The following is a 25,272-nucleotide window of genomic DNA, read 5'->3' on the forward strand; positions in this document are numbered from 1 at the left end:
TGGTATTAGTCTTTTATCACATTCACAAACAGTGAGAAATCATCAAAATCAAGCTTTACTCCATCCTTCACCTCATCTGCAAGCTCCAAAGATGTGCCTAAAACTTGGTTACAAATATAATCTTTATTTTCATTTACCGCGTCATCAGTTTGCGTATTTTTCGAGATTGTAATTTTTATTTTGTCAGTAATCTCAAAACCGCTTGACTTACGTATATTCTGAATACGGTTCACCAATTCACGGGCGATACCCTCGCGACGCAATTCTTCGGTAATAGTAACTTCAAGCGCTACTGTCAGTTTGCCTTCATTGGCAACCAACCATCCCGGAATATCTTCACTAAAGATCTCGACATCCGATACTTCAATAACAACTTCCGCACCATCCAGATTTAATGTATACTTTCCGTTTTTCTCCAGTTCACCGATTGCTTCCTGTGACATTTCTGCAACAGCAGCAGCGACTGCTTTCATTTGCTTGCCAAACTTCGGTCCCAGCTTTTTAAAGTCACATTTCACTTTCTTCACCAATACACCGGCTGCACCATCAACGAATCTGACTTCTTTTACGTTCACTTCATTCATAATCAGGTTCTTTACAGCTTCGATGTGAGCTTTCTGTTCTTCATCTACCACCGGAACCATGATACACTGCAGTGGTTGGCGTACTTTGATATTCACCTTGCGGCGCAATGCCAACACCATCGATGTAACATCCTGTGCCATTTGCATGCGAGCTTCCAATTCCTTATCTATCATTTCTTCCTGATATTTCGGAAATTCGGCAAGATGGACAGAAACTACATTGTCACGTCCTGTTGCTGTAATCAAGTCGGTATACAACCGGTCTGCATAGAACGGAGATACAGGAGCCATCAATTTGGCAACTGTTTCGAGACAAGTGTACAATGTCTGATAAGCAGACAATTTATCCTGTGTAAATTCACCACCCCAGAAACGTTTACGATTCAGGCGAACGTACCAGTTGGACAAATTATCATTCACAAAATCAGAAATCAAACGTCCTGCCTTTGTCGGTTCATATTCATTATAACATGTATCTACCTCCTTTATCAATGTATTCAATACAGACAAGATCCAGCGGTCGATCTCCGGACGTTCTGCCATCGGCACATCCGCTTCTTTATATTCAAATCCGTCTACATTCGCATAAAGTGCAAAGAATGAATACGTATTATATAAAGTACCAAAGAATTTACGGCGAACTTCTTCCACTCCCTCAACGTCAAATTTTAGATTATCCCATGGAGAAGAATTGGTTATCATATACCAACGCAACGGGTCGGAACCATACTTTTCAATTGTCGTAAACGGATCGACCGCGTTATTCAAACGCTTAGACATCTTGTTGCCGTTCTTATCGAGCACCAAACCGTTAGAAATAACAGCTTTGTATGATACACTGTCAAATACCATCGTAGCGATAGCATGTAAGGTAAAGAACCAACCACGTGTCTGGTCTACTCCTTCTGCGATAAAGTCAGCCGGATATACCTGACGACTATCCAACAGTTCTTTATTTTCAAACGGATAATGGTTCTGCGCGTATGGCATAGCACCCGAATCGAACCATACATCAATCAGGTCTGATTCACGCTTCATCGGCTGACCATCTTTCGATACCAGTATGATGTCGTCTACATAAGGACGGTGAAGATCAATCTTATCATAGTTTTCTTCGGTATATTCGCCCGGGACAAAACCTTTATCCTTGTACGGATTCGATTTCATAAATCCGGCCGCTACCGATTTCTCGATTTCATTATAAAGTTCTTCTACAGATTCGATGCATATCTCATCCGTATTATCTTCCGTACGCCAGATAGGCAATGGAGTACCCCAATAACGAGAACGGCTAAGGTTCCAATCATTCAGATTTTCCAGCCACTTACCGAAACGGCCCGTTCCGGTAGATTCCGGTTTCCAGTTGATGGTTTTATTCAATTCTATCATTCGCTCTTTGCAAGCGGTAGAACGGATAAACCAGCTATCCAACGGATAATAAAGTACCGGTTTGTCTGTACGCCAGCAGTGCGGATAGTTGTGGACATGCTTTTCTATCTTGAAAGCCTTGTTGTCTGCTTTCATCATCATGACAATAACGATATCCAAAGATTCGGCAGCCTGCGCAGCTTTCTCGTCATATTTACCATCTACCATGAATTGAGGATCATAGGCGTTTTTCACCCATGCACCCTGATAGTCCTTGTATTTGTCTACATCCACACATTCTTTGACAAAGGTATCATCCAGCTCATCCAACATATAGAATTTACCGGTCAGGTCTACCATCGGACGAGTTTCACCTTTTTTATTGATCATGAATAGTGACGGAATTCCTGCAGCACGTGCCACATTCGCATCGTCCGCACCAAATGTCGGTGCAATGTGAACGATACCCGTACCATCTTCTGTAGTTACATAATCACCCGGTATTACACGGAAGGCCTTATCACTGGCTTTCCAAGTTCCATCTTCAGATACTTCGACAGGTTTTACCCAAGGAAGCAGCTGCTCATATTCCATACCGACAAGATCAGTGCCTTTGTATTCGGCAATCACTTTAAACGGCACAAGTTTATCTCCGGCTTTATAATCCTCCAACTTCAAATCAGCAGCTTTTGCATTGAAATGTACATTCAATAAAGCTTTTGCCAGAACCACCGTAATAGGTTCTCCGGTATAGGTGTTGTAAGACTGTACAGCCACATAATCAATTTTCGGTCCTACGCAGAGTGCCGTATTTGAAGGCAATGTCCACGGAGTAGTTGTCCAAGCGATAAAATAAGGAGTTCCCCATTCTGTCATTTCCGGTTTAGGATTCTTCATTTTAAATTGAGCAACAACCGTTGTATCTTTTACATCACGGTAACAGCCCGGTTGATTCAACTCGTGTGAGCTCAATCCTGTTCCTGCAGCCGGTGAATACGGTTGGATCGTATATCCTTTATATAATAATCCTTTTTTATACAGTTGCTTCAACAGCCACCATAATGTCTCAATATAACGATTATCATACGTGATATAAGGATGCTTCATGTCCACCCAATATCCCATCCGATGAGTCAGGTCTTCCCACTCCTTGGTATATTTCATCACGTCTTTCCGACAAGCCGCATTATAGTCGGCAACAGAGATTTTCTTACCAATATCTTCTTTGGTGATACCTAATGCCTTTTCTACACTTAGTTCCACAGGCAGTCCGTGCGTATCCCATCCGGCTTTACGCTTCACCTGATAACCCTTCATCGTTTTGTAGCGACAGAAAATGTCCTTAATGGTACGAGCCATTACATGGTGAATACCCGGCATACCATTAGCCGAGGGAGGTCCTTCGAAAAATACAAACGAAGGACAGCCATCACGTTCTGTCATACTCTTGGCGAAAACCTGGTTCTCGTCCCATTTCTTCAGCACATCTTTGTTCACCTGCGAAAGGTCAAACTGCGAATATTCAGTAAATCTCTTACCCATAGCTGTCTACGATTTTACAATTTACAAATTGAGGGGTATACCCATTTTTAAGGGTGCAAATTTACAAAAACATTTGTTTAATTGAACAAAAAGCTAAGACTTTTAATCGAATTCGTGTGATGTTAACTATTATAAAACGTCTAAAGCCTAGACAAAACAGGTATATACTTGTTTTAGTGGGAAACCGATCTACTTGTTCGAGAAAGTACCTGCAACTAACCATAAATAGTGAGAATAGCTACACAATATACCTCATAAAGGCGATTGTGAGACATTCTGAGACACACTATCTTTGCAGTATCAGAATTGAATTAATTAGTCATAATTTTATTACGTAGCCACATTTAAGTAAAAATGAAATAGGGTCCTGCCGAAGTGATTTCGTCGGGATTTTATTTTTATTACCCTCCTAACCTGAAAGATCAAGCAACCATATTCGTTGATAAGTTTTCTTTCCGAAAATAGTGACGCTATCCAGCAAGGATAGTGACGAGATACGCACATCCCCCATATAAATAAAAAACGAGTTAATTCTTTTATAGAACCACCCGCCACTGCATCAGAAAAGCCTAAAAGGCTTTTCCATAACACCTCAAATTTCCTGAAAACGAATCTTCTTTTTACCCAAAAAACCTCTTACCTATTGTTATCCTTTCACCTTATATTAAAAAAACTTATCCTATTGAACCAAACTAAAAAACTTTCAATACCTTAAACTGTCTAATCTAATACCTTATGTAACATATTCTTTTACCTTATAAACTAACAGCAATTTCTCAACTGCTTTGCAAAGGTACGAATATTTTTCGTGCACGCAAACGGTTTTATATTTTATAACACTTCCGCAGGCTATAAATTTTTCACATCGCTCAACTCAACCAGCTTATTTACAATAGCATAGATAGTCAAACCGGCAGCACTATGTATTTGCAATTTTTTGCTAATATTTCTCCGGTGTGTAATCACCGTATGAATCGACAAAAAAAGCTTTTCTGCCATCTCCTTGTTTGTCATTCCTTTCACCACACAGATGACGATTTCCTTTTCCCGCTGGCTAAGCGTATCCTGATTATCCATCTCTTCTTCAGAAGCCACATTCAGCAAACCTGCAATTTTCTTAGAAAGAGTTTCCAGATCATCGAATATCGAAACCGACTCATCATACTTGCTCAATGATGAAGCATCCACAAAAGAAGTGACCAAGGCTATTAAACGTATTCTTTTACCGGATAATTCATCTCGAAACTTAGCTACATCAAAGTAATCGCCAAAAGTAGGATTGACAATCAACATCTCAGGACATTGCGTCCGAACGCAATCATGCAAAGCTTCAGTAGACAGTATTTCTATGGGTTGAACTTTTACGTTAGAAAGGCGCTTCAATACAGCAGTCAATCCACTACGAATAATTACAGAGGTCTCTGCAATAGCTATTCGAACTACCTCGTTATTTTTCATTTTCCCTAATCCTCCTTTCCAAATTCAGAATAGCAGGAACAAAAATATAGTCCTCAACCTTACAATGAGATTCCAGTCCGGCTTCGCAAGCATATATATCGAAAAGAGCCGCGTTCAGAAGATTCTCATTTGCTTTAGCAGGACAATATTTAATAATGATATTTTTCAGTTCAGTCAATTTCTCCCCTACCTGATCGTGATGCTTGGAAAATGTACTGATCTGATAGTTTTTAGGAGCAACTCCTTTAATCAATGAATCGACATACTTAAATACGGTTTTCTCTTCATAATCCATGTGTTTACGCACCTCTCGCGTATATTCATCGAAAAACTTAAGGATGAGAAAAGCAACATCATTTTGCGAACAGTCGATTGCCTCAATCAGTTTACGACGAATAGCGGGAAGAGAAAAATCCAAAAAATAAATATGCGCCTGCCGCAGATAATCAATCAATGCAGGTATGGAAATATCATCTTTATATCCATCAAGCCGGGAAAAGCCTTCAGCCATAAAGTTGACTACAATCAGAAAGGTCCGGCAGTCTACTCCATTCAATTCACAAACCTCCTTGACTGTTTTATCACCGAACCCCAACGGAAGCCCAAAACGGCTCATCACTTGCAACAAAGAATAATTATCACTGATAAGATCGATCATCTTATCAGCCGGCTTATATTTTTGTAAATTATCCATCATACCAATTTATATTAAAGACTGCAAAGGAACGGAATATTTTGCTGAAATGCAATCATCATTTGTAGGTATTTTGATTCACCGAAAATGACCAAATACTAATTATATACCAATATTGTCCTAAATAAATTTTGAGCATGAGCTAACTGACTATACTGTTAAGTATAGCCTCGAGAGTTCAAAATCAATCCCCCCTAATCGTTTTCGATGGTTTCGGGAGGTGGTGTAAATGGTTGATCAAGCCATTTTTGGAGGTCGATTTTGGTAAATGTGTTCAGCCGGAGCGTGACCACAAGGTTAGCCAATGCCCATTTGTATCTTGCGATGTGCTTTAGCCATGTCAGAATCAGCATTGTAGTCATAGCAGTCCATATTTGGGTCTCTACGGCATTGCGGGATGTGCCGATAAAGCTCTTGATGCGTAGCAGTTGCTTGAGGTTGCGAAAGAAGATTTCTATGTTCCACCGAGCCTTGTACAGAGCCGCTATGCTTGATGCTGCCAATGTGAAGTTGTTTGTGAGTAACTCAATTTCAAAACCGTGTTCATCGTTCCATACTGCGATGCGACGTAAACGTTTGGGATATTTGGATTTGGCCGCCGAGAGTTCGAACTCGATTATTTCGTCAATAAGTACATTCTGAGCGTGTTTTTCAGGCAAAGGCAACTCCTCTATGGCTTTGTACCGGATATTGTCTTTATGACGCACTACAAAGAACACGTTGCTGCTGTCCCAATTATTCAGCAATGAGTAGTCACAGTAGCCTCGGTCGGCTACTACAATACTATACGGATGTAACTCAATATCAAAAGCAGCTTTGTTGTCGGTGGTTTTGCCATCGGTGATATTCACGAACTCCGGCAAAAGACTGTCATAGTCCAATAGCGTGTGCATCTTGACCGCCCCCTTGGTGGTAGTGTAATGTGCCCAGTCATATATTGACAGAGTCAATGACACCAATGTGGAGTCGAGCAGTTTTATCGGCATCTTGAAACGGAACTTTCTTCGTTGCCATAGGGCTTGCTGTCCGAAATACTGAAACAACGAGTAGAATATGCCGCGAAAAACCGAACTGTCTCGGTTGGCGTTCTGATATGCTACCGTTGACTTGGATGGTGCACGGTTGATTCCCAAATGATTGAGGTTGCCGGTGGCTGATTTCAGCCCGTTTGAGATATCTCTGACTGAATCACATCCTGAGAATTGGCTGAAAATCATGCTAACAAACTGACTCCATGTATTGTAGCCCTTGCAATGCTTGTCTGACCCCGAAGATTTTATGATTTTCCTGATATTTTCTTTCGGGAGATGTGATATTACCTGTGCGAAAAGTGTTATATTTGCCATAGGAAGTAGATGAGTTGGTAGCTTGCTACTAAGGTAGTCATTTTACCTTAGTTCTACTTCCTTTTTATTTGTTCCCCCCAATTTATTTAGGACAATATTGATTATATACTACTATTTTGTGGCACAACTTTAGGCGGGCCAGTCTTTTTTTTAGTAATTTTGTCGCCATCAATTTGTAATTAGTAACTCACAATTTGTAATTAATAAAATGGCAAACGAACTCGAACTGAAATACGGATGCAACCCCAATCAAAAACCTGCCCGTATCTTTATGAAAGAAGGCGAACTGCCCATCGAAGTATTGAATGGACGTCCCGGTTATATCAATCTATTGGATGCATTCAACAGTTGGCAACTAGTGAAAGAACTAAAAGAAGCTACCGGACTGCCGGCTGCCGCTTCTTTTAAACATGTCAGCCCTGCAGGTGCTGCTATTGCGGTAGAAATGAGCGACACGCTGAAGAAGATTTATTTTGTCGACGACATGAAACTATCTCCATTAGCTACAGCATACGCCCGTGCACGTGGAGCAGATCGAATGTCATCTTATGGAGACTTTATCGCATTGTCCGACACTTGCGACGAAGAGACAGCACGCATTATCAACCGTGAAGTATCCGACGGTGTCATTGCTCCCGACTACTCTCCCGAAGCACTGGAGATTCTGAAGAATAAAAGAAAAGGGACCTATAATGTAATAAAGATAGATCTTGCATACCGCCCGGCTCCTATCGAACATAAAGATGTATTCGGAGTAACTTTCGAACAAGGAAGAAACGAATTGAAGATCGATGAAAGTCTTTTGAAAGAGATGCCTACGCAGAACAAGGAAATCCCAGCTGATGCAAAACGAGACTTAATCATTGCCTTAATCACTTTAAAATATACTCAATCCAATTCTGTATGTTATGCCAAAGACGGACAGGCAATCGGTATTGGTGCAGGTCAACAGTCTCGTATTCACTGTACACGCCTGGCAGGAAATAAAGCAGATATCTGGTATCTACGCCAACACCCGAAAGTAATGAACTTGCCATGGATTGAGAAAATCCGTCGTGCAGACCGTGACAATACGATTGACGTTTACATCTCGGAAGATTATGACGACGTACTGGCAGACGGCATCTGGCAACAGTTCTTCACTGAAAAGCCTGAAATACTGACTCGCGAAGAAAAACGGGCATGGTTGGATACGATGACAGGTGTAGCTTTAGGATCGGATGCCTTCTTCCCATTCGGAGATAATATAGAACGCGCACACAAGAGTGGTGTCAGCTATATTGCACAGCCGGGCGGATCAGTACGTGATGATCATGTGATTGAAACTTGCGACAAATACAATATGGCAATGGCATTTACAGACATCCGCTTGTTCCACCATTAAAAAAGAACGACCGTTTTTATTCCAGATATCCCCATTTATAATGAGAATGAGACAAATCTTCCATCATAAATGGGGATTTTCTATTTCTTTAAGACCTTCTATCTTTGCAGCGTTACATTTAAAAACGAATCAAAGATGAATAAAATTGGTGTATTTTATGGTTCCACAACCGGAACAACAGAAGATCTTGCCCGTCGAATTGCAGAGAAATTAGATGTACCATCGGCAGATGTATTTGATGTATCCAAGCTAACAGAGGCATTAGTCAATAAGTATGATGTGTTGGTGCTCGGTTCTTCCACATGGGGAGCAGGTGAACTTCAAGACGACTGGTACGATGGAGTAAAAGTTTTAAAGAAGTGTGATTTATCCCACAAATCTGTAGCTCTGTTCGGTTGCGGTGACTCCGACTCATATAGCGACACATTCTGTGATGCAATAGGTATTCTTTATGAAGACCTGAAAGATACCCACTGTAAATTCTGTGGAGCAACAGATACTGCAGACTATACATTCGATTCCTCCATTGCTGTCGTAAACGGTAAGTTTGTAGGTCTTCCACTTGACGAAGTCAACGAAGATAACAAAACAGACGAACGTATAAGTGCATGGGCAGAACAAGTGAAACAAGAAATTTGCTAATTTTACCGGAACATAAAAAGAACACTTTGCATCATGGAAACTGAAAGAATCATCCCCGGCGAAATCCGAATTTTTCTTAATCATATTTATGAATTTAAGAAAGGCATACGCAACATGGTACTTTACACAATGAGTAAAGAGCACGAAGAATTTGCCATCCGCCGATTGAAAAATCAAAAGATCAGTTATATGATACAGGAAGTAGGTACCAATAAAATCAACCTGTTTTTTGGAAAGGCAGAATGTATGGAAGCCATGCGGCACATCATCATCCGTCCTTTAAACGAACTGACTGCCGAAGAAGATTTTATTTTAGGAGCTATGCTGGGATATGACCTTTGCCAGCAATGCAAACGGTATTGCAGTAAAAAAGGAGGTATAAAGATGGCAGTTTAAGCGATAACCTTAGCATAAGTTTAGCTTTGTTTGCATGTAGTTTGTCTGAGTTGAATCGTTTCTGAAAAGGCAGTTTCCTGATGGTAGATATACTCAAAGGAATTGCCTGTAAAAGAAACGATTCTTTCAATTACAAGCAAAAGCTCCACTTGTTTTACACATATATGTCCACGTAATTTCTCTAATAGTAAATCAAAGTCCAGAGAGCTGCCCATTTACGATAGTAGTAATAAACCAATTGCCATTTAGGGAAATCAAGAGGAAACATACGCCATTGACAACCGGTCTTCACTAAATAAAAAATGGTATTCCAAATCATTCGCAAATCGTATTTTCGCTTTCTTTCTTGCAGGTTCAGCACTTTTGTTATATATTTCCCCTCTATTTCCGTCAAATCAGTCTGATACACTTTTTTTAAAAGTTTGGTCACTTCAAAGAAAGAAACTATCAGACTGATATGACAACTTTGTTAAAAAAAGATTTCAGTCATTTTTTAACGGGCTCTTAACTTGTAACAGAAACTTTAACATGAACAGCAGACAACAACCCTTGAAATCTGAAAAGACTTTAACTGAAATATTTAAATATGAAGTAGCAGACGGCGTTTCCGAATATCATTTAATGATTCACGCAACCCAGTCGAAAGATACTTATGAGGAACAATTAAACGCCATTATAGATACATACTACCAATTACGGGAAAAAGAACTGCAAGGTACAGTCGCCATTTTCAAACGATATTTCTTGAGCGACGCTTCCAATCAGGCAAACACTTTACTGGCACTTACAACTGAAAGTTCGGATTGCGCACTTTCTATCGTCGAACAGCCACCGTTGAACGGGACCAAAATAGCAGTATGGATTTACCTCCAAACGAAGATGCAGACACAAATGCTGCATAATGGTCTTTTTGAGGTTAAACATGGCCCATACCGCCATCTTTGGGGTGGTTGCTCTTTCAATCGGGCTGCCAATCCGGAATACCAGACCCGACTACTATTAAATGACTATGTCATGCAGCTTATCGAACAAGGTTGCAAACTAGCCGCCAACTGTATCCGTACCTGGTTTTTCGTACAGAATGTGGATGTGAATTATCCCGGAGTAGTAAAGGCACGTAACGAAGTATTCATTACTCAAAACCTGACGGAAAAGACACACTACATTTCCAGTACAGGTATCGGAGGACGTCACGCTGACCCTAAAATTCTTGTACAAATGGACACGTATGCCGTAGACGGAATCAAACCCGAACAGATTCATTTTCTTTATGCACCGACACACCTGAATCCCACTTATGAATACGGTGTCAGTTTCGAGCGTGGCACTTATGTAGATTATGGAGATCGTCGCCAAGTATTCATCTCGGGCACAGCAAGTATAAATAATAAAGGCGAAGTGGTATATCCGGGAGATATCCGCAAACAAACAGAACGGATGTGGGAGAATGTGGAAGCCCTGCTGAAAGAAGCAGAATGTACATTTGACGACATGGGGCAGATGATTGTTTATCTGCGTGACATAGCAGATTATACCATCGTCAAAGATATGTACGACAAACGTTTTCCTTGTACACCCAAAATATTTGTACATGCACCGGTATGCCGGCCGGGTTGGTTGATCGAAATGGAATGTATGGGAGTAAAAACCTGTGAGAATAAGGAATATGCTCCCTATTAATATCATTTAAAAGATATACCGTTGAAAAGATTACTTATCATTTTATATATCTGTCTGATAGGATTACTTGCTGCTACCACTTTCATAGAGCAAGCATACGGGACAGAGTTTGCAGAAAGAAACATATATCACACAACCTGGTTTTGTTGTCTGTGGGGAGTAATTGCCGTAATAGGATTTGTAGCCCTCATCCGACGTTCTTTATGGTACCGGCTCCCTGTTTTACTGTTTCATGGCTCCCTCCTTATTATCTTGCTGGGAGCCATGATTACGTTTATCTATAGTGAACAAGGATATATGCATTTACGTCTGAATACAGTAAAAAGTAGCTTCCAGTCACCACAAAACAACAAAAATATAGACTTGCCATTTACTATGAAACTGGACAGTTTCCGGATAGAGTATTATCCGGGCACAGAAGCTCCTGCTGATTACGTCAGTTATATCAACTACTCACTTCCCGGGGAGAAAGATTCTTTTCATAACGAACGCATCTCAATGAACCGTATATTTGCCATGCAAGGATTCCGCTTTTACCAGTCATCATTTGACGAAGATGGTCAAGGAAGCTGGCTAACAGTAAACTATGACCCATGGGGTATCAGAGTAACCTATAGCGGATACATCCTACTAGGTATCTCCATGATTTTACTACTTTTCTATCGCCGGGGGGAATTTCGTCAGTTATTAAATCATCCCTTATTGAAAAAAGGAGGGTTATTCATTTTATTCCTTTTTTACCTAACTGAAACGACGCAAGCACAGGAAACACCTCTTCGCGTATTAAACAAAATACAGGCAGACAGTCTGGCACAACAGCAGGTTATCTACCATGACCGTGTAGTACCGTTCAATACACTGGCAAGAGACTTTGTAAAGAAACTGACAGGAAAAACCTACTATAAAGGATTCACTCCCGAACAAGTAATAAGTGGCTGGATTCTATACCCGGAATCATGGAAAAATGAACCGATGATATATATAAAAAGTCCTGAACTGCATCATTTACTCGGTTTGAAAACCTCTTATGCACGCTTGACCGATTTGTTTGACGGTCCGGTCTACCGTCTCCAGAAAACATGGCAACAAGAACAGGGAAAAGACAGCAAACTCGCTAAAGCGATCCAGGAGACAGATGAAAAAGTCGGTCTGATCCTGATGTTGGAAAAAGGAACATTCATTCATCCATTACCAACTGATGGCAACGTGCAACCTCTCTCCGAACTGGAAGTAAAAGCAGAATTACTCTACAACCGGATTCCGTTCAGCAAGATTCTTTTTATGATTAACCTGTCATTGGGAGTGTTGTCTTTCCTGCTTCTGCTTCATAACAGCCTGCGAAGAGGTGTACCCTCCCCCAAAGCCAAAACAATTTCCCTGATAGCAAAAACTTTCTTTTCTGTAGCACTCTATCTTGCTTTCATATTCCATTTAGCAGGATATTGCCTGCGCTGGTACATTGCCGGTCGTATTCCACTTAGCAACGGTTACGAAACCATGCAGTTCATGGCTCTTTGTGTTCTCTTGATAGCCTGCCTGCTCCATCGAAAATTCTCGTTTATACTTCCATTCGGATTCCTGCTCTCCGGCTTTGCTCTACTAGTCTCCTATCTGGGACAAATGAATCCCCAGATAACCCCATTAATGCCGGTGCTCGTCTCTCCATGGCTAAGTATTCATGTCTCATTAATTATGATGTCTTATTCCCTATTGGCATTTATCATGCTAAACGGAATACTGGCATTGTGCCTCCCCAAAAAAGAGTCGGGAAGCAATGCCTCCGGAAACAACGCTAAACAAGATAACCGGATAGAACAGTTGACGCTAGTCAGTCGTTTACTACTCTATCCTGCCACCTTCTTTTTAGGAGCAGGCATCTTTCTGGGAGCAGTTTGGGCAAACGTTTCCTGGGGACGATACTGGGCGTGGGACCCGAAAGAAGTATGGGCGCTGATTACTTTTCTGGTATATGGAGTAGCCTTCCATTCACAAAGCCTGCGCATTTTCCGCAAACCTCTATTCTTCCATATCTATATGATTCTTGCTTTCCTGACCGTCTTAATGACCTATTTCGGAGTGAATTATGTTCTTGGAGGAATGCATAGTTATGCAAACACCTGAACCACCATATATAGCTAGTAATTGATAGAAGAATACCCATTTTAGGGGATTGCGGGAAAAACGGAAAGCCCCTATCTTTGCAATATCAGAATTAAATTAATTAGTCATAATTATATTACGTAGCCACATTAAAAATACATAGAAATCGGCCGAAGTGATTCACCCGCATTTCTTTTATTTGGTTGTTAAGTTGAAAAAACCATATAATGTATTTATTTGGGAATATGAATAGATGACATATTCTAAAAGAGGCAAGGGCGTCCGGCTTGTGAAAGCCGGACGTTTTTTATATCAGTAATAGCATAAAGTGAGAGAGCTCATACATTCATGAGCTCTTTCCAACCAGCCGTTTCAAAAGCGATATACTCCGCTATAAACTTCTCCATCTCTTCTTTCTTCACTGGATGCAATACCAACTCTTCGAGCAGGGCAAACAACCATACCGTATTCAGGTGGACAAAGAAGTTCGTTATTGCTATATTGATATGCGGATATTTCTGTTTCATCCCTTGAAAAAAAACAGAAATCGTACGCGTCATCAAATCCGTGTATTCAGAACGGAAGGTTTCCAAGACAGAACCTTGTGCCTGAAAAAGCAGCAACTGCAAACGGTCACGATGTTCAGAGACCAATCTGATATATTCTCGTACAGACATTTTCTGATAATCCGAACCCATAAAGACATCAAGCGTCATCTGCTCTGCATCGTGATTATAAATCATAGCATACAGATCATTCAATACCGGTTTCAGAATCGTACGGAATATTTCATCCTTATTGGTGAAATAATGATAGATATTACTCACCGTCACCCCTACCCTTGAAGCAATTTCACGCATAGACGCATCCTTATACCCCTTTTCCAGAAACACTTCTTCGGCTGCCTTCAAGATTCCCTCTTGTATACCTCCTTTCAAAAATTGCATAGCATCACTATTATTTATCCATTCATATTTGTAAGCTGCCTGTTCACCATTCGGGCAAATATACCATTTTTCTTTTTCAATTCCTCCGGTGTTCCCATCTCAGCAAGACTTCCATTCTCCAATACTACAATTCTGTCGGCATTAGCAACGGTTCGCATACGGTGTGCAATAATCAGTACCGTTTTGTTACGTACCAATTCCGATATCCCTGCCTGTATCTTGGTTTCATTCTCAACATCAAGTGAAGCAGTAGCCTCATCCAGCAGCACAATCGGAGCATCCTTCAACAAAGCGCGGGCAATGGAAATACGCTGACGCTCACCGCCAGATAATGTTTCTCCATTCTCACCGATAATTGTCTGGTATCCCTGCGGCATTTTAGTAACAAACTCATCACATTGTGCCAGACGGGCAACTCTTCGGACTTCCTCATCCGTAGCATCCCGTTTGCCAATACGGATATTATCCATAATAGAAGCATTGAAAAGAACCACATCCTGAAAGACAACAGAATAGTTTTTCAACAAAGTTTCAGGATCAATCCGACTGATATCCTGCCCACCGAGGGTAATCTTTCCCGACTGAATATCCCAAAAACGTGCCGCCAACCTGACCACCGTACTCTTACCACTACCCGAAGGACCAACCAAAGCCGTTTTTTCACCTTGTCGGGCAATAAAAGACAAATTATTCAGAATTTGTTTTCCCTGCTCATAAGCAAAGTCTACCTGTCTGAACTCGATGTCAAAAACTTGAGGAGTGAATTCGGTAGTCCCGCTTTGTACCGGCAATGCTTCTATCTCATTCATTCTATTGATACGCACATCCAGATAGAACAAAACGGCCATATTATTCATCACCTCACTGACCGGAGCATATACACGTGACCCGATAACCATAAATATAAGATAGGTAAACAAATCAATCGTACCCGAAGCCAAGAGATTGGCACCTACGATAATAACACTTGCCAGTCCGAGTTTCAATATACTTTGGGAACCATAAACCAACATGCCGAGCACCAGTTCATTACGAGTCATGAACTTTTCATAGGTATCAATGCTCACATCCAGTTTTTCCAGATAGTCTCTCTCCTGATTGTAGGATTTTATCTCCTGAATGGTATCAAGTCCTTCCTGGATATGCTCGGTCACCATTCGCTTGTTCAGATAATTACTGTCATTACTTTTCTGTATTTCCTTCTTCGAAAAAAGAAGAATTGAGGCGGCAAGCGGCACTACCCAGAACAAAGCAATCGTCAACTGCCAGTTATAAAATGCCATACCAACAGCAATAAGCAAAATACTGATAATGGAAGCAAACAACTGAGGAACTGCATGCGAGAAAGTATGTTCGAGATCGGTGCAGTCATCCATAATCGTGGCGGTGAGGTCGGAAAGATTCTTTTCGCCAAAGAAAGCCAGAGGCAACTTACGAAGCTTTTCCGCCAATGAGATACGTCGGTTTGCACTCTCGTCATAAACGGTGGTATAGGTACTACGATATTGCAATACCGCAAAGATATACATGACTATCATAAAGCCAATGCCGAGTATGCTATAATAGAGAATACCATGCATCACCGAAGCCGAAGGCTGAAACACAAGACGAAGATATTCCTCAAGAAAGAGAAAAACAAATACCGCCGGCAACATCAATACAATATTGAGCAGTGTAGTGAAAAACACACCTTTACAGAAATCTTTCGCTCCTTTAGTTGAAAGAGAAAAACGTCTTTTTATTACTTCAATCATTAGTAACCTCCTTTCCTATTGTCCAGCGAACAGATTGCTGGTATTCATTCCACATATGATAATAGATTCCTTTTTTTTCAAGCAGGTTGACATGTGTGCCTTGCTCCGCAATCTTCCCCTTGTCAATGACGAGGATATTGTCGGCATCAGTGATGCTTGAAAGACGATGAGCAATCATCAATACGGTTTTTCCTTTTGTCAGCTCTTTTAAGGCTTGCCGGATGAGATGCTCATTTTCGGGGTCGGCAAAAGCTGTCGCTTCATCCAGTACAATGATGGGAGCATTTTTCAGAATTGCACGTGCCAGTACAATCCGTTGCTGTTCCCCACCGGAGAGATATGTCCCCTCCGTACCAATCTTCGTATTCAGTCCGAGCGGAAGTTTATTGATAAATTCCCGGCATTGTGCCATATCCACTGCCCGTTCCACTTCCTCCATGGTTGCATCGGGGTTACCATATTTGATATTTTCGAGCAGAGAAGTTTTAAACAGCTTTGTGTTCTGGAACACGAAAGAAATATGTTTCATCAGTTCTTCGGAAGCAATTTCTCTTACATTGATGCCACCTATTAAAACGTTCCCTTCCGTTGCCTTCCAGAAACGGGGAACGAGACGGGCAATTGTTGTTTTTCCTCCGCCCGAAGCTCCGACAAGGGCTACCGTGTTTCCCTGCGGAATAGTGAAACTGACATTATCCACCGCCTTCTGATTAGCTCCCGGATAGCAGAAGGAGACCCTTTCGAACCGAATACTGAACTCCTTTACCGATTGTGGATGTGCTACAACAGTCAGATGCTCATAAACAACCAGATTCTCAAGACGTCCGATAGCTTCACTCGCCTGCCCCAAAGCCTGATTGAGATACATACTCTTCATGATACTTTGAGAGAATACAGGAGTAATAAGAACAAACAGAAAGAAATTGAGCAATACCGATGCATAATTACCTGAATAACCAATCAGCAGAATAGCCAACGGAGCAAGGAGAAACACAAAGCCATTGATTATTACGGTATAGAGCGACATCGGCTTCTCCCACATTCGAGTATAGCCGAATACCATTTTATTATAATCCATAATACAACGGTGAAAGTTCTTGAAAGAGTAAATGGTCTGCTGGAAAACCTTCACAACGGGAATTCCTCTCACATACTCTACAGCTTCGGTATTCATTTCCTCCAGAGAAGTCATGTAGTTTTTCATAAACTGCCGCCCCTCCGCATTCATCATAAATCCCATAATCAGCATGGCAATAATCACAGGGATGATACATGCCAGACCAAGTATCCAGTCGAACACAAAAATCAGTATGACAGCGACCAACGGCACTAGAAAAGTAGCCGCAAGGTTGGGCAACTGATGTGCCAGAAAAAGATGGGTAACTCCTGCATTGTCATCTATAATCTTACGAATACGTCCGCTCGTATTAATGTCAAAGAAGCCGAGAGGCATACGCACTATCTGGCGCATGGCTTCTTTGCGCAAATTCGATTCAACCCGAAAAGCTGCAAGATGCGAAGACATCAAGGCGGAAAAATAAAGGACGATGCTTGCCACAGCCATGCCTGCCGCCCACCAAGCATACATCACCACATTACCGGAAGAGGTTATCTCTCCGTATTCAAGCAGTTCTCTCACAATCAGCCAAATAAAGATATAAGGCAACATACCCGCCAGGGCACTTAAGGCAGACAGTAGCATTGCCGCAGGCAAAAGCACTTTCCGTTTACCCATGTAACTCTGAAGTTTTTTCAATGTACTCATAACATACGTTCAATTTATATTAAGTTCGACAATCATTAAACTTATCATTTGTTTTCAAAAAGGAACAATATTCAAAATCGTTCAAAAAAAAGAGCTTATATTTCTATAAGCTCTTTCATCCCATTCAATCCGGTACATGTGCACCTTTGATATATGATTAATCCCGACTCGTCTCTCACTGATTCGCATAAGTTTTCAATTATTTTCTGCAAAGGTACGGCTCGCCGACAAGACGGACAATACCTAAAAATAATGAAAATACACCTCCGCATAAGGAGCCTTTAAATACGACTAAAACGTATGAAGTACTAAAAAGGCGGAAAAAGTTTTTTGCAACTTCATGTCACAAACTCCTATTAATGCTTATCTTTGCCACCCAATCTCATTACAAAATTATAAAGAGTCACTTCAATGTCAAGAGAGCAAATATTAATCAAGACCTCATGGATCAGTACAACCGGCAATGCAATCCTGTCCATATCCAAAATCATAATCGGTTTGTTTGCCGGTAGTCTAGCCGTAATCAGCGACGGTATCGACTCGGCAACCGATGTTGTCATCTCTATCGTTATGGTTTTTACGGCACGTCTCATCAACCGTCCTCCTTCAAAGAAGTACGTATTCGGCTATGAGAAAGCCGAAGGTATCGCTACAAAGATCCTCTCACTTGTGATATTTTATGCCGGTGTACAAATGCTGCTATCGTCCACTAAAAGTATATTTTCAGAGGAAGTGAAAGAGATACCATCGGCTATCGCCATCTATGTCACAGTATTTTCTATTATCGGTAAACTCATACTGGCCTCATACCAGTATAAACAGGGAAAGAAGATCAACAGTTCCATGCTGACGGCAAATGCCATCAATATGCGTAATGATGTTATCATCTCAACAGGAGTCTTATTAGGATTAATATTTACTTTCATCTTCAAGTTACCGATACTCGATTCGATAACAGGATTAATAATCAGCCTCTTCATCATCAAATCCTCCGTCCATATTTTCATTGATTCTAATGTGGAACTAATGGATGGAGTGAAAGATGTCAATGTATACAACAAGATATTCGAAGCTGTCGAGAAGGTGCCCGGTGCCAGTAATCCGCATCGTGTCAGATCACGAATGATAGGAAATCTCTATATGATTACCCTTGATATCGAAGTGAATCCGCAAATCACGATCACGCAAGCCCATGAGATTGCCGATGCAGTGGAGAAGAGCATTATAAATTCGGTAGATAATGTATACGACATCTTGGTACATGTAGAGCCTGCCGGTAAATGTCAGACAGGAGAGAAATTCGGGGTCGATAAAGATATGGTTTAATCTTATTTATTCACCTAATATGTAATAAACTCAAAACGTTGCAAATTTCCTTCTTCATTTGCCCTGTTTACATAAATAAAAACTATCTTTGCGTATCTGAAATCCTGAAATACGAAAAGAAATGGATCAAATAGACAACCTAAAAGAGCTTATCAATCAGAGAGATGTGGACACAGCAATTGAGCAATTGGACCAGCTTCTCCAGGAAAATTCTGTCGAGAAAAAGAAAGATACTCTATACTATTTACGGGGAAATGCCTACCGAAAGAAAGGAGATTGGAAGCGGGCACTAGACAACTACCAGTATGCCATCGATCTCAATCCAGAAAGTCCTGCTGTCCAGGCAAGAAAAATGGCGATAGACATCCTCAACTTCTACCACAAGGATCTGTTTAATCAATAATCGAATTCAAAGATAACGTAATAAAATAAAGATTATGGCAAAAATCAAAGGAGCAATCGTAGTCGACACGGAGCGTTGCAAAGGATGCAACCTGTGCGTAGTGGCATGTCCGCTTGATGTAATCGCCCTCAACAAAGAGGTAAATATGAAAGGCTATAACTATGCCTGGCAAGTAAAAGAAGACACCTGTAACGGATGCAGCTCGTGTGCAACAGTTTGTCCGGACGGATGTATTTCAGTATATAAAGTAAAAGTCGAATAAAAGAGAAGAATATGGCAGAAGAAGTTGTATTAATGAAAGGAAACGAAGCCATCGCCCAGGCAGCTATTCGTTGCGGTGCGGATGGATACTTCGGATATCCTATTACTCCCCAATCGGAAGTGTTGGAAACGCTTGCCGAACTGAAACCGTGGGAAACAACCGGCATGGTAGTACTTCAGGCAGAAAGTGAAGTAGCAGCTATCAATATGGTATATGGAGGTGCAGGTAGTGGAAAAATGGTGATGACATCATCCTCAAGTCCTGGTGTAAGTCTGAAACAGGAAGGTATCTCTTACATCGCAGGTGCCGAACTTCCTTGCCTGATTGTGAACGTAATGCGTGGCGGTCCCGGACTGGGAACCATCCAACCGAGTCAGGCAGACTACTTCCAGACAGTAAAAGGGGGTGGTCATGGGGACTACAAACTAATAGCACTCGCACCGGCATCCGTACAGGAAATGACGGATTTCGTGGCATTGGGATTCGAATTGGCATTCAAATACCGCAACCCGGCTATTATACTTGCCGATGGTGTGATCGGACAGATGATGGAAAAGGTCGTTCTTCCTGCCCAAAAGGCACGCCGCACGGAAGCAGAAATACTCGAACAATGCCCATGGGCTACCACCGGAAAGGCAAAAGGCCGCAAGCCGAACATTATCACTTCTCTGGAGCTAAAACCGGAAGCTATGGAAATCAACAACCTACGCTTCCAAGCCAAGTATCGTAAAATCGAAGAAAACGAAGTACGCTTTGAAGAGATCAACTGCGAAGATGCAGAATATCTGATCATCGCTTTCGGTTCAATGGCACGCATTGGCCAAAAAGCAATGGAACTGGCTCGCGAACAAGGCATCAAAGTAGGTATCCTGCGTCCGATCACCTTGTGGCCGTTCCCGACAAAGGCAATTGCCTCTTATGCTGATAAAGTAAAGGGGATGCTTGTTACGGAACTGAATGCCGGACAGATGATTGAAGATGTCCGCCTGGCTGTAAACGGTAAAATAAAGGTAGAACATTTCGGACGCCTCGGTGGTATTGTGCCCGACCCGGATGAAATTGTAACAGCCTTGAAAGAAACAATAATCAAATAACGAAACCATGAATCCCGATAAAATAAGAAACGTACTGAATATCCTCTTTATGGTATTGGCCGTTGCAGCCGTCATCATTTATTTTGTAGCCAAAGAAGATTTCAAAATATTCATCTACGTATGCGGCGCGGCAATCTTTGTCAAGCTAATGGAGTTTTTTATACGGTTCACCAACAGATAAGGAGAAGAAGTTATGACTAAAGAAGAAATAATCAAACCCGAGAATCTGGTTTACAAAAAACCGACTCTGATGAACGATAACGCCATGCATTACTGTCCGGGCTGCAGTCACGGTGTGGTACACAAACTCATTGCCGAAGTAATAGAAGAAATGGGCATGGAAGATAAGACAGTGGGGATCTCACCGGTAGGATGTGCGGTTTTCGCCTACAACTATCTGGACATCGACTGGCAAGAAGCAGCACACGGACGCGCTCCTGCTGTAGCAACTGCTATCAAACGCTTGTGGCCGGACCGTCTCGTATTCACTTACCAGGGTGACGGTGACTTGGCTTGTATCGGTACAGCCGAGACTATACACGCATTGAACCGCGGTGAGAATATTACCATCATCTTTATCAACAATGCGATCTACGGTATGACAGGCGGTCAGATGGCACCGACCACTTTAGTAGGCATGAAAAGTTCCACTTGTCCTTACGGACGCGATGTTAAAATTCACGGCTATCCATTGAAGATGACTGAAATCGCAGCCCAACTGGAAGGAACAGCTTACGTGACCCGTCAGTCCGTACAATCCGTACCGGCTATCCGCAAGGCAAAGAAAGCAATCCGCAAGGCTTTTGAGAACTCCATGAACGGTAAAGGTTCCAATCTGGTAGAAATCGTTTCTACTTGTAGTTCAGGCTGGAAGATGACTCCGGAGAAGGCGAACAAATGGATGGAAGAACACATGTTCCCATTCTATCCGCTGGGTGATTTAAAAGATAAAGAATAACGCTAAAAGTCAACAGAACAATGAAAGAAGAAATAATTATAGCAGGATTCGGTGGACAAGGCGTATTGTCTATGGGTAAGATTCTGGCATATTCCGGTTTGATGGAAGGCAAAGAAGTAACCTGGATGCCGGCATACGGTCCCGAGCAACGAGGTGGAACAGCCAACGTTACAGTTATTGTAAGCGATGGCAAAATATCCTCACCGATTCTTAGTAAATACGATGCTGCCATCATTCTGAATCAACCTTCACTCGAGAAGTTTGAAAACAAAGTGAAACCCGGCGGTATCCTGATTTATGACGGTTACGGAATTATCAACCCTCCTACCCGTAAAGATATTAAGGTATATCGTATCGATGCAATGGATGCAGCCAACGAGATGAACAATGCCAAAGCATTCAACATGATCGTACTTGGCGGATTATTGAAGCTTCACCCCATCGTAACATTGGAAAATGTGATCAAAGGACTTAAGAAGACCCTTCCGGAACGCCACCATCACTTGATTCCCATGAATGAGGAAGCCATCAAGAAAGGTATGGAATTAATCCGTGAGGTTTAATTAACAGATAATAGACAATGGATAATTGATAATTATTAGCTACGTATCATACGTATGCAACATAATTTTCAATTATCCATTGTCATTAAATCAATTAAAGTAAGTATCTTTGCCTCCAATTATGAGACGAATCTTACTATTATATATATTACTTTCCGTTATAGGTTTGACAACTGTTCATGCACAGTTCGATAATGGTCGACAGAGAGTGGACGAAAACGGATACGACCAATACGGTAACCAGGTAGACCCTACCATGATTCCGGACAGACTGGATAGTGCCAATGTAGAAGTACAGGGATTACCTCCGAAGTTATATATGTGGCGCATCAATAATCAGTTAGGCGACCGTACCATCATCCCGGCAGATACTGTTTATCACCACTTCCAGAATTCAAATCTTACCGAAGGACTTAACGGACATTATAATTATCTGGCCAATATGGGTTCTCCCCGTATATCACGCATCTTCTTCGAACGCCGTGATCCGGAACCGACTATCTTTATGGAGCCCTTCTCCAGTTTCCTTATTCGTCCTACGGAATTTAAATTCACCAACAGTAACGTACCTTATACGAATCTGACGTATCATAAAGCCGGTAATAAAATAAACGGAGAAGAACGCTTTAAGTCTTATTTCTCTGTCAATGTAAACAAGAAACTGGCTTTCGGATTTAATATAGACTACCTGTACGGACGAGGATATTACAACAATCAGAATACGGCGTACTTTAACGCAGCAGTTTTCGGTAGCTATATCGGCGACCGATATCAGCTACAAGCCATATACAGCAACAATTACCTCAAGACAAACGAAAACGGAGGTATCGAGGACGACCGTTACATCACCGCACCCGAAGAAATGGCGCAAGGCCAAAGAGAATATGAGTCAACCAATATTCCCACTCTATTAAGTGCAACGACCAACCGCAATCACAATTTTTATGTATTTCTGACCCACCGTTATAATTTGGGATTCAGTCGCGACATACCGCAAGCCGAAAATGATACCACCCCCGCCAAACAGGAATTCGTACCGGTCACCAGTTTCATACATACCGTTCAGGTAGAGCGTGCACGTCATAGCTTCAACTCCGATGATGATATGCGCGAGAAGAACTATTATCCAAACACCTACCTGGAACCGGATAATCCGCTTGTCAGAGACAGTACGACCTACATAGGTATCAAGAATACCGTAGGCATCGCACTACTGGAAGGATTCAATAAATATGCCAAAGCGGGTCTGACAGCATTCGCTTCCTATAAAATCAACAAGTACACTCTTATGAACATGGAGGGAAATCCGTTGCCCGACAAATACAATGAAAATGAAATATTTGTCGGAGGCGAACTATCCAAACGTGAAGGAAATGTGCTTCATTACCATGCCATTGGTGAAGTGGGATTGGCAGGAAAAGCAATCGGACAATTCAATGTGAAAGGAGACATCGACCTGAACTTCCCGTTGTGGAAAGACACCGTCAGCCTGATAGCTCGTGGTGAAGTCAGCCACAAGCTGGCTCCTTTCTATATGCGTCATTATCACTCCAAACATTTCATGTGGGACGATGATATGGAAAAGGAATTCCGTACCCGTATCGAAGGAGAATTGAGTATTGCACGCTGGAGAACACGTTTGAAGGCAGGAGTTGAAAACATAAAGAACTACACCTACTTCAATCAACAGGCAATGCCGGAACAGAAGAGTGGAAGTATACAGGTTTTATCAGCAAATCTTAATCAGGATTTCAAACTGGGCATTTTCCATTTAGACAATGAAGTAACCTGGCAGAAGTCCAGTGAGCAGACCGTACTTCCTTTGCCTGATCTCTCGTTGTATCACAATTTCTATATGCAGTTCAAGCTGGCAAAAAAAGTGCTTAGTGTACAGTTAGGTGCCGATGTTCGTTATTTCAGTAAATACAATGCACCCGCTTATATGCCGGCTATCCAAAACTTCCATCTGCAACCGACAAACGATCAGATAGAGATAGGAGGTTATCCGATCGTGAATGTATACGCAAACTTACATCTAAAGCGTACACGTTTCTATGTAATGATGTATCACGTGAATCAAGGTATGAGCAGCCCGAATTACTTCCTGTCTCCTCACTACCCCATCAACCCCCGTGTACTGAAAATCGGTCTTTCATGGAATTTCTATGATTAACAGATACTTAGTACCCGTAGTCATCGTATTGGCAATCATCTTTTCTATCCGCCAATGCGGTAAGCCGCAGCCGTCAGGACACCCGCGTGATTATGCAGCCATTTCCAAAGAAGGTATATTGCGTGTAGCGACTGAATATAATTCGATCAGTTTCTACGTGGACGGTGATACCGTCTCCGGTTTCCATTACGAACTGATACAGGCCTTTGCCCGCGATAAGGGACTGACAACCGAAATAATCCCCCTGATGAGTTTCGAGAAACGGCTGGAAGGATTAAGTGAAGGACATTACGACGTAATTGCCTGCGACATATTAGCTACCAGCGAGCTGAAAGACTCTCTGCTCCTCACCTCTCCCATCACGCTCAACAAACAAGTGCTCGTGCAACGGAAAGAAAACGGAGAAAACGACTCACTCTATATCCGTAACCAACTGGACTTGGCCGGGCGGACACTTCACGTTGTAAAAGGATCACCTTCTATCTCGCGCATCCAAAATCTGGGAAATGAGATTGGAGATACCATTTATATCAAAGAAATAGATAAATACGGCCCCGAACAATTAATCTCGATGGTCGCTCACGGAGACATCGACTATACCGTTTGTGACAAAAGCATCGCACGCACGGCCGCCGATTCCATCCCACAGATAGATATAAATACAGCTATCAGCTTTACGCAGTTCTACTCATGGGCGGTCAGCAAACAATCACCAGTCTTGCTCGATAGTCTGAATACCTGGCTGAATAAATTCCAGAAGGAGAAAGAATACCGGAAGATTTATAAAAAATACTATGGTAAAAAATAAACTCCCCAAAACTTGACTTTCGCTT

The 25,272-nt window shown here is 41.8% G+C and carries 20 protein-coding genes and 1 pseudogene; 13 read left to right on the forward strand and 8 right to left on the reverse strand.

Annotation, left to right across the window (positions count from 1 at the left end; translation table 11 throughout):
* Positions 1-5 precede the first annotated feature (5 nt).
* The 4 genes from ileS to AB9N12_RS00855 all read right to left on the reverse strand — a co-directional run bounded on the left by ileS (position 6) and on the right by AB9N12_RS00855 (position 6,992).
* Entirely contained in the window at positions 6-3,494 is a 3,489-nt protein-coding gene (ileS, locus tag AB9N12_RS00840; protein ID WP_369889051.1) for an isoleucine--tRNA ligase, read from the reverse strand.
* 849 nt (positions 3,495-4,343) lie between these two features.
* Positions 4,344-4,952, reverse strand: a complete 609-nt coding sequence (locus AB9N12_RS00845; RefSeq protein ID WP_369889053.1) for a response regulator transcription factor — start codon at positions 4,950-4,952, stop codon at positions 4,344-4,346.
* On the reverse strand, positions 4,942-5,646 hold the full coding sequence (locus AB9N12_RS00850; protein ID WP_369892776.1) for a hemerythrin domain-containing protein: 705 nt from the start codon (positions 5,644-5,646) through the stop codon (positions 4,942-4,944). The genes AB9N12_RS00845 and AB9N12_RS00850 overlap by 11 nt, the downstream gene beginning before the upstream one ends.
* Before the next feature lie 194 nt (positions 5,647-5,840).
* Positions 5,841-6,992 carry an IS4 family transposase gene (locus tag AB9N12_RS00855; protein WP_369888970.1) on the reverse strand — a complete coding sequence of 384 codons (1,152 nt, stop codon included), beginning with the start codon at positions 6,990-6,992 and terminating at the stop codon, positions 5,841-5,843.
* Between the two features lie 208 nt (positions 6,993-7,200).
* Between AB9N12_RS00855 and AB9N12_RS00860 the strand changes: the two genes are divergently transcribed.
* From AB9N12_RS00860 to AB9N12_RS00870, 3 genes are all read left to right on the forward strand, one after another.
* Positions 7,201-8,376: a phosphoribosylaminoimidazolecarboxamide formyltransferase gene (locus tag AB9N12_RS00860; protein WP_369889054.1), complete on the forward strand. Its 1,176-nt coding sequence runs from the start codon at positions 7,201-7,203 to the stop codon at positions 8,374-8,376.
* Between the two features lie 135 nt (positions 8,377-8,511).
* A complete protein-coding gene (gene fldA / locus AB9N12_RS00865; RefSeq protein ID WP_369889055.1) occupies positions 8,512-9,018 on the forward strand; it encodes a flavodoxin FldA in 507 nt (168 codons plus the stop codon).
* Between the two features lie 33 nt (positions 9,019-9,051).
* Positions 9,052-9,414 carry a DUF2023 family protein gene (locus tag AB9N12_RS00870; RefSeq protein ID WP_369889056.1) on the forward strand — a complete coding sequence of 121 codons (363 nt, stop codon included), beginning with the start codon at positions 9,052-9,054 and terminating at the stop codon, positions 9,412-9,414.
* 211 nt (positions 9,415-9,625) lie between these two features.
* Here the strand turns inward: AB9N12_RS00870 and AB9N12_RS00875 are convergent.
* Positions 9,626-9,724 (reverse strand): annotated as a pseudogene (locus tag AB9N12_RS00875) (transposase); the annotation flags it as partial.
* Positions 9,725-9,942: 218 nt separating this feature from the next.
* Between AB9N12_RS00875 and AB9N12_RS00880 the strand changes: the two are divergent.
* Both AB9N12_RS00880 and ccsA read left to right on the forward strand, forming a co-directional pair.
* Positions 9,943-11,094 (forward strand): Rid family hydrolase, encoded by a 1,152-nt coding sequence (locus AB9N12_RS00880; RefSeq protein ID WP_369889057.1) that lies wholly within the window; start codon positions 9,943-9,945, stop codon positions 11,092-11,094.
* A 21-nt stretch (positions 11,095-11,115) separates the two neighbouring features.
* Positions 11,116-13,215 (forward strand): cytochrome c biogenesis protein CcsA, encoded by a 2,100-nt coding sequence (ccsA, locus tag AB9N12_RS00885; RefSeq protein WP_369889058.1) that lies wholly within the window; start codon positions 11,116-11,118, stop codon positions 13,213-13,215.
* Positions 13,216-13,532: 317 nt separating this feature from the next.
* On the opposite strand, the gene AB9N12_RS00890 is transcribed toward ccsA, so the two are convergent.
* Genes AB9N12_RS00890 through AB9N12_RS00900 form a run of 3 tightly spaced genes read right to left on the reverse strand, consistent with a single transcriptional unit; the run spans position 13,533 to position 17,660 of the window.
* The gene (locus tag AB9N12_RS00890; RefSeq protein WP_369889059.1) at positions 13,533-14,141 is read right to left on the reverse strand and encodes a TetR/AcrR family transcriptional regulator; all 609 of its coding nucleotides are present in this window, start codon (positions 14,139-14,141) and stop codon (positions 13,533-13,535) included.
* A 14-nt stretch (positions 14,142-14,155) separates the two neighbouring features.
* Entirely contained in the window at positions 14,156-15,895 is a 1,740-nt protein-coding gene (locus tag AB9N12_RS00895; RefSeq protein WP_369889060.1) for an ABC transporter ATP-binding protein, read from the reverse strand.
* A complete protein-coding gene (locus AB9N12_RS00900) occupies positions 15,888-17,660 on the reverse strand; it encodes an ABC transporter ATP-binding protein (protein WP_369889061.1) in 1,773 nt (590 codons plus the stop codon). The genes AB9N12_RS00895 and AB9N12_RS00900 overlap by 8 nt, the downstream gene beginning before the upstream one ends.
* A 411-nt stretch (positions 17,661-18,071) precedes the next feature.
* Here AB9N12_RS00900 and AB9N12_RS00905 point away from each other — a divergent pair, with 411 nt between their 5' ends.
* The 8 genes from AB9N12_RS00905 to AB9N12_RS00940 all read left to right on the forward strand — a co-directional run bounded on the left by AB9N12_RS00905 (position 18,072) and on the right by AB9N12_RS00940 (position 25,247).
* Positions 18,072-18,986 (forward strand): cation diffusion facilitator family transporter, encoded by a 915-nt coding sequence (locus tag AB9N12_RS00905; RefSeq protein ID WP_369889062.1) that lies wholly within the window; start codon positions 18,072-18,074, stop codon positions 18,984-18,986.
* A gap of 121 nt (positions 18,987-19,107) precedes the next feature.
* Entirely contained in the window at positions 19,108-19,389 is a 282-nt protein-coding gene (locus tag AB9N12_RS00910) for a tol-pal system YbgF family protein (RefSeq protein WP_369889063.1), read from the forward strand.
* A 34-nt stretch (positions 19,390-19,423) separates the two neighbouring features.
* A complete protein-coding gene (locus tag AB9N12_RS00915; RefSeq protein ID WP_004297419.1) occupies positions 19,424-19,651 on the forward strand; it encodes a ferredoxin family protein in 228 nt (75 codons plus the stop codon).
* Between the two features lie 11 nt (positions 19,652-19,662).
* Positions 19,663-20,745 carry a 3-methyl-2-oxobutanoate dehydrogenase subunit VorB gene (locus AB9N12_RS00920; RefSeq protein ID WP_369889064.1) on the forward strand — a complete coding sequence of 361 codons (1,083 nt, stop codon included), beginning with the start codon at positions 19,663-19,665 and terminating at the stop codon, positions 20,743-20,745.
* 193 nt (positions 20,746-20,938) lie between these two features.
* Positions 20,939-21,703 (forward strand): thiamine pyrophosphate-dependent enzyme, encoded by a 765-nt coding sequence (locus tag AB9N12_RS00925; RefSeq protein WP_369889065.1) that lies wholly within the window; start codon positions 20,939-20,941, stop codon positions 21,701-21,703.
* A 20-nt stretch (positions 21,704-21,723) separates the two neighbouring features.
* Positions 21,724-22,266, forward strand: coding sequence for a 2-oxoacid:acceptor oxidoreductase family protein (locus AB9N12_RS00930; RefSeq protein ID WP_369889066.1), 543 nt, complete (start codon positions 21,724-21,726; stop codon positions 22,264-22,266).
* A gap of 121 nt (positions 22,267-22,387) precedes the next feature.
* Positions 22,388-24,439 carry a putative porin gene (locus AB9N12_RS00935; protein ID WP_369889067.1) on the forward strand — a complete coding sequence of 684 codons (2,052 nt, stop codon included), beginning with the start codon at positions 22,388-22,390 and terminating at the stop codon, positions 24,437-24,439.
* Entirely contained in the window at positions 24,432-25,247 is an 816-nt protein-coding gene (locus AB9N12_RS00940) for a transporter substrate-binding domain-containing protein (protein WP_369889068.1), read from the forward strand. The genes AB9N12_RS00935 and AB9N12_RS00940 overlap by 8 nt, the downstream gene beginning before the upstream one ends.
* Positions 25,248-25,272: the final 25 nt, after the last annotated feature.

It is taken from the genome of Bacteroides sp. AN502(2024), assembly GCF_041227145.1.
In the GTDB taxonomy this organism is placed as follows: Bacteria; Bacteroidota; Bacteroidia; order Bacteroidales; family Bacteroidaceae; genus Bacteroides.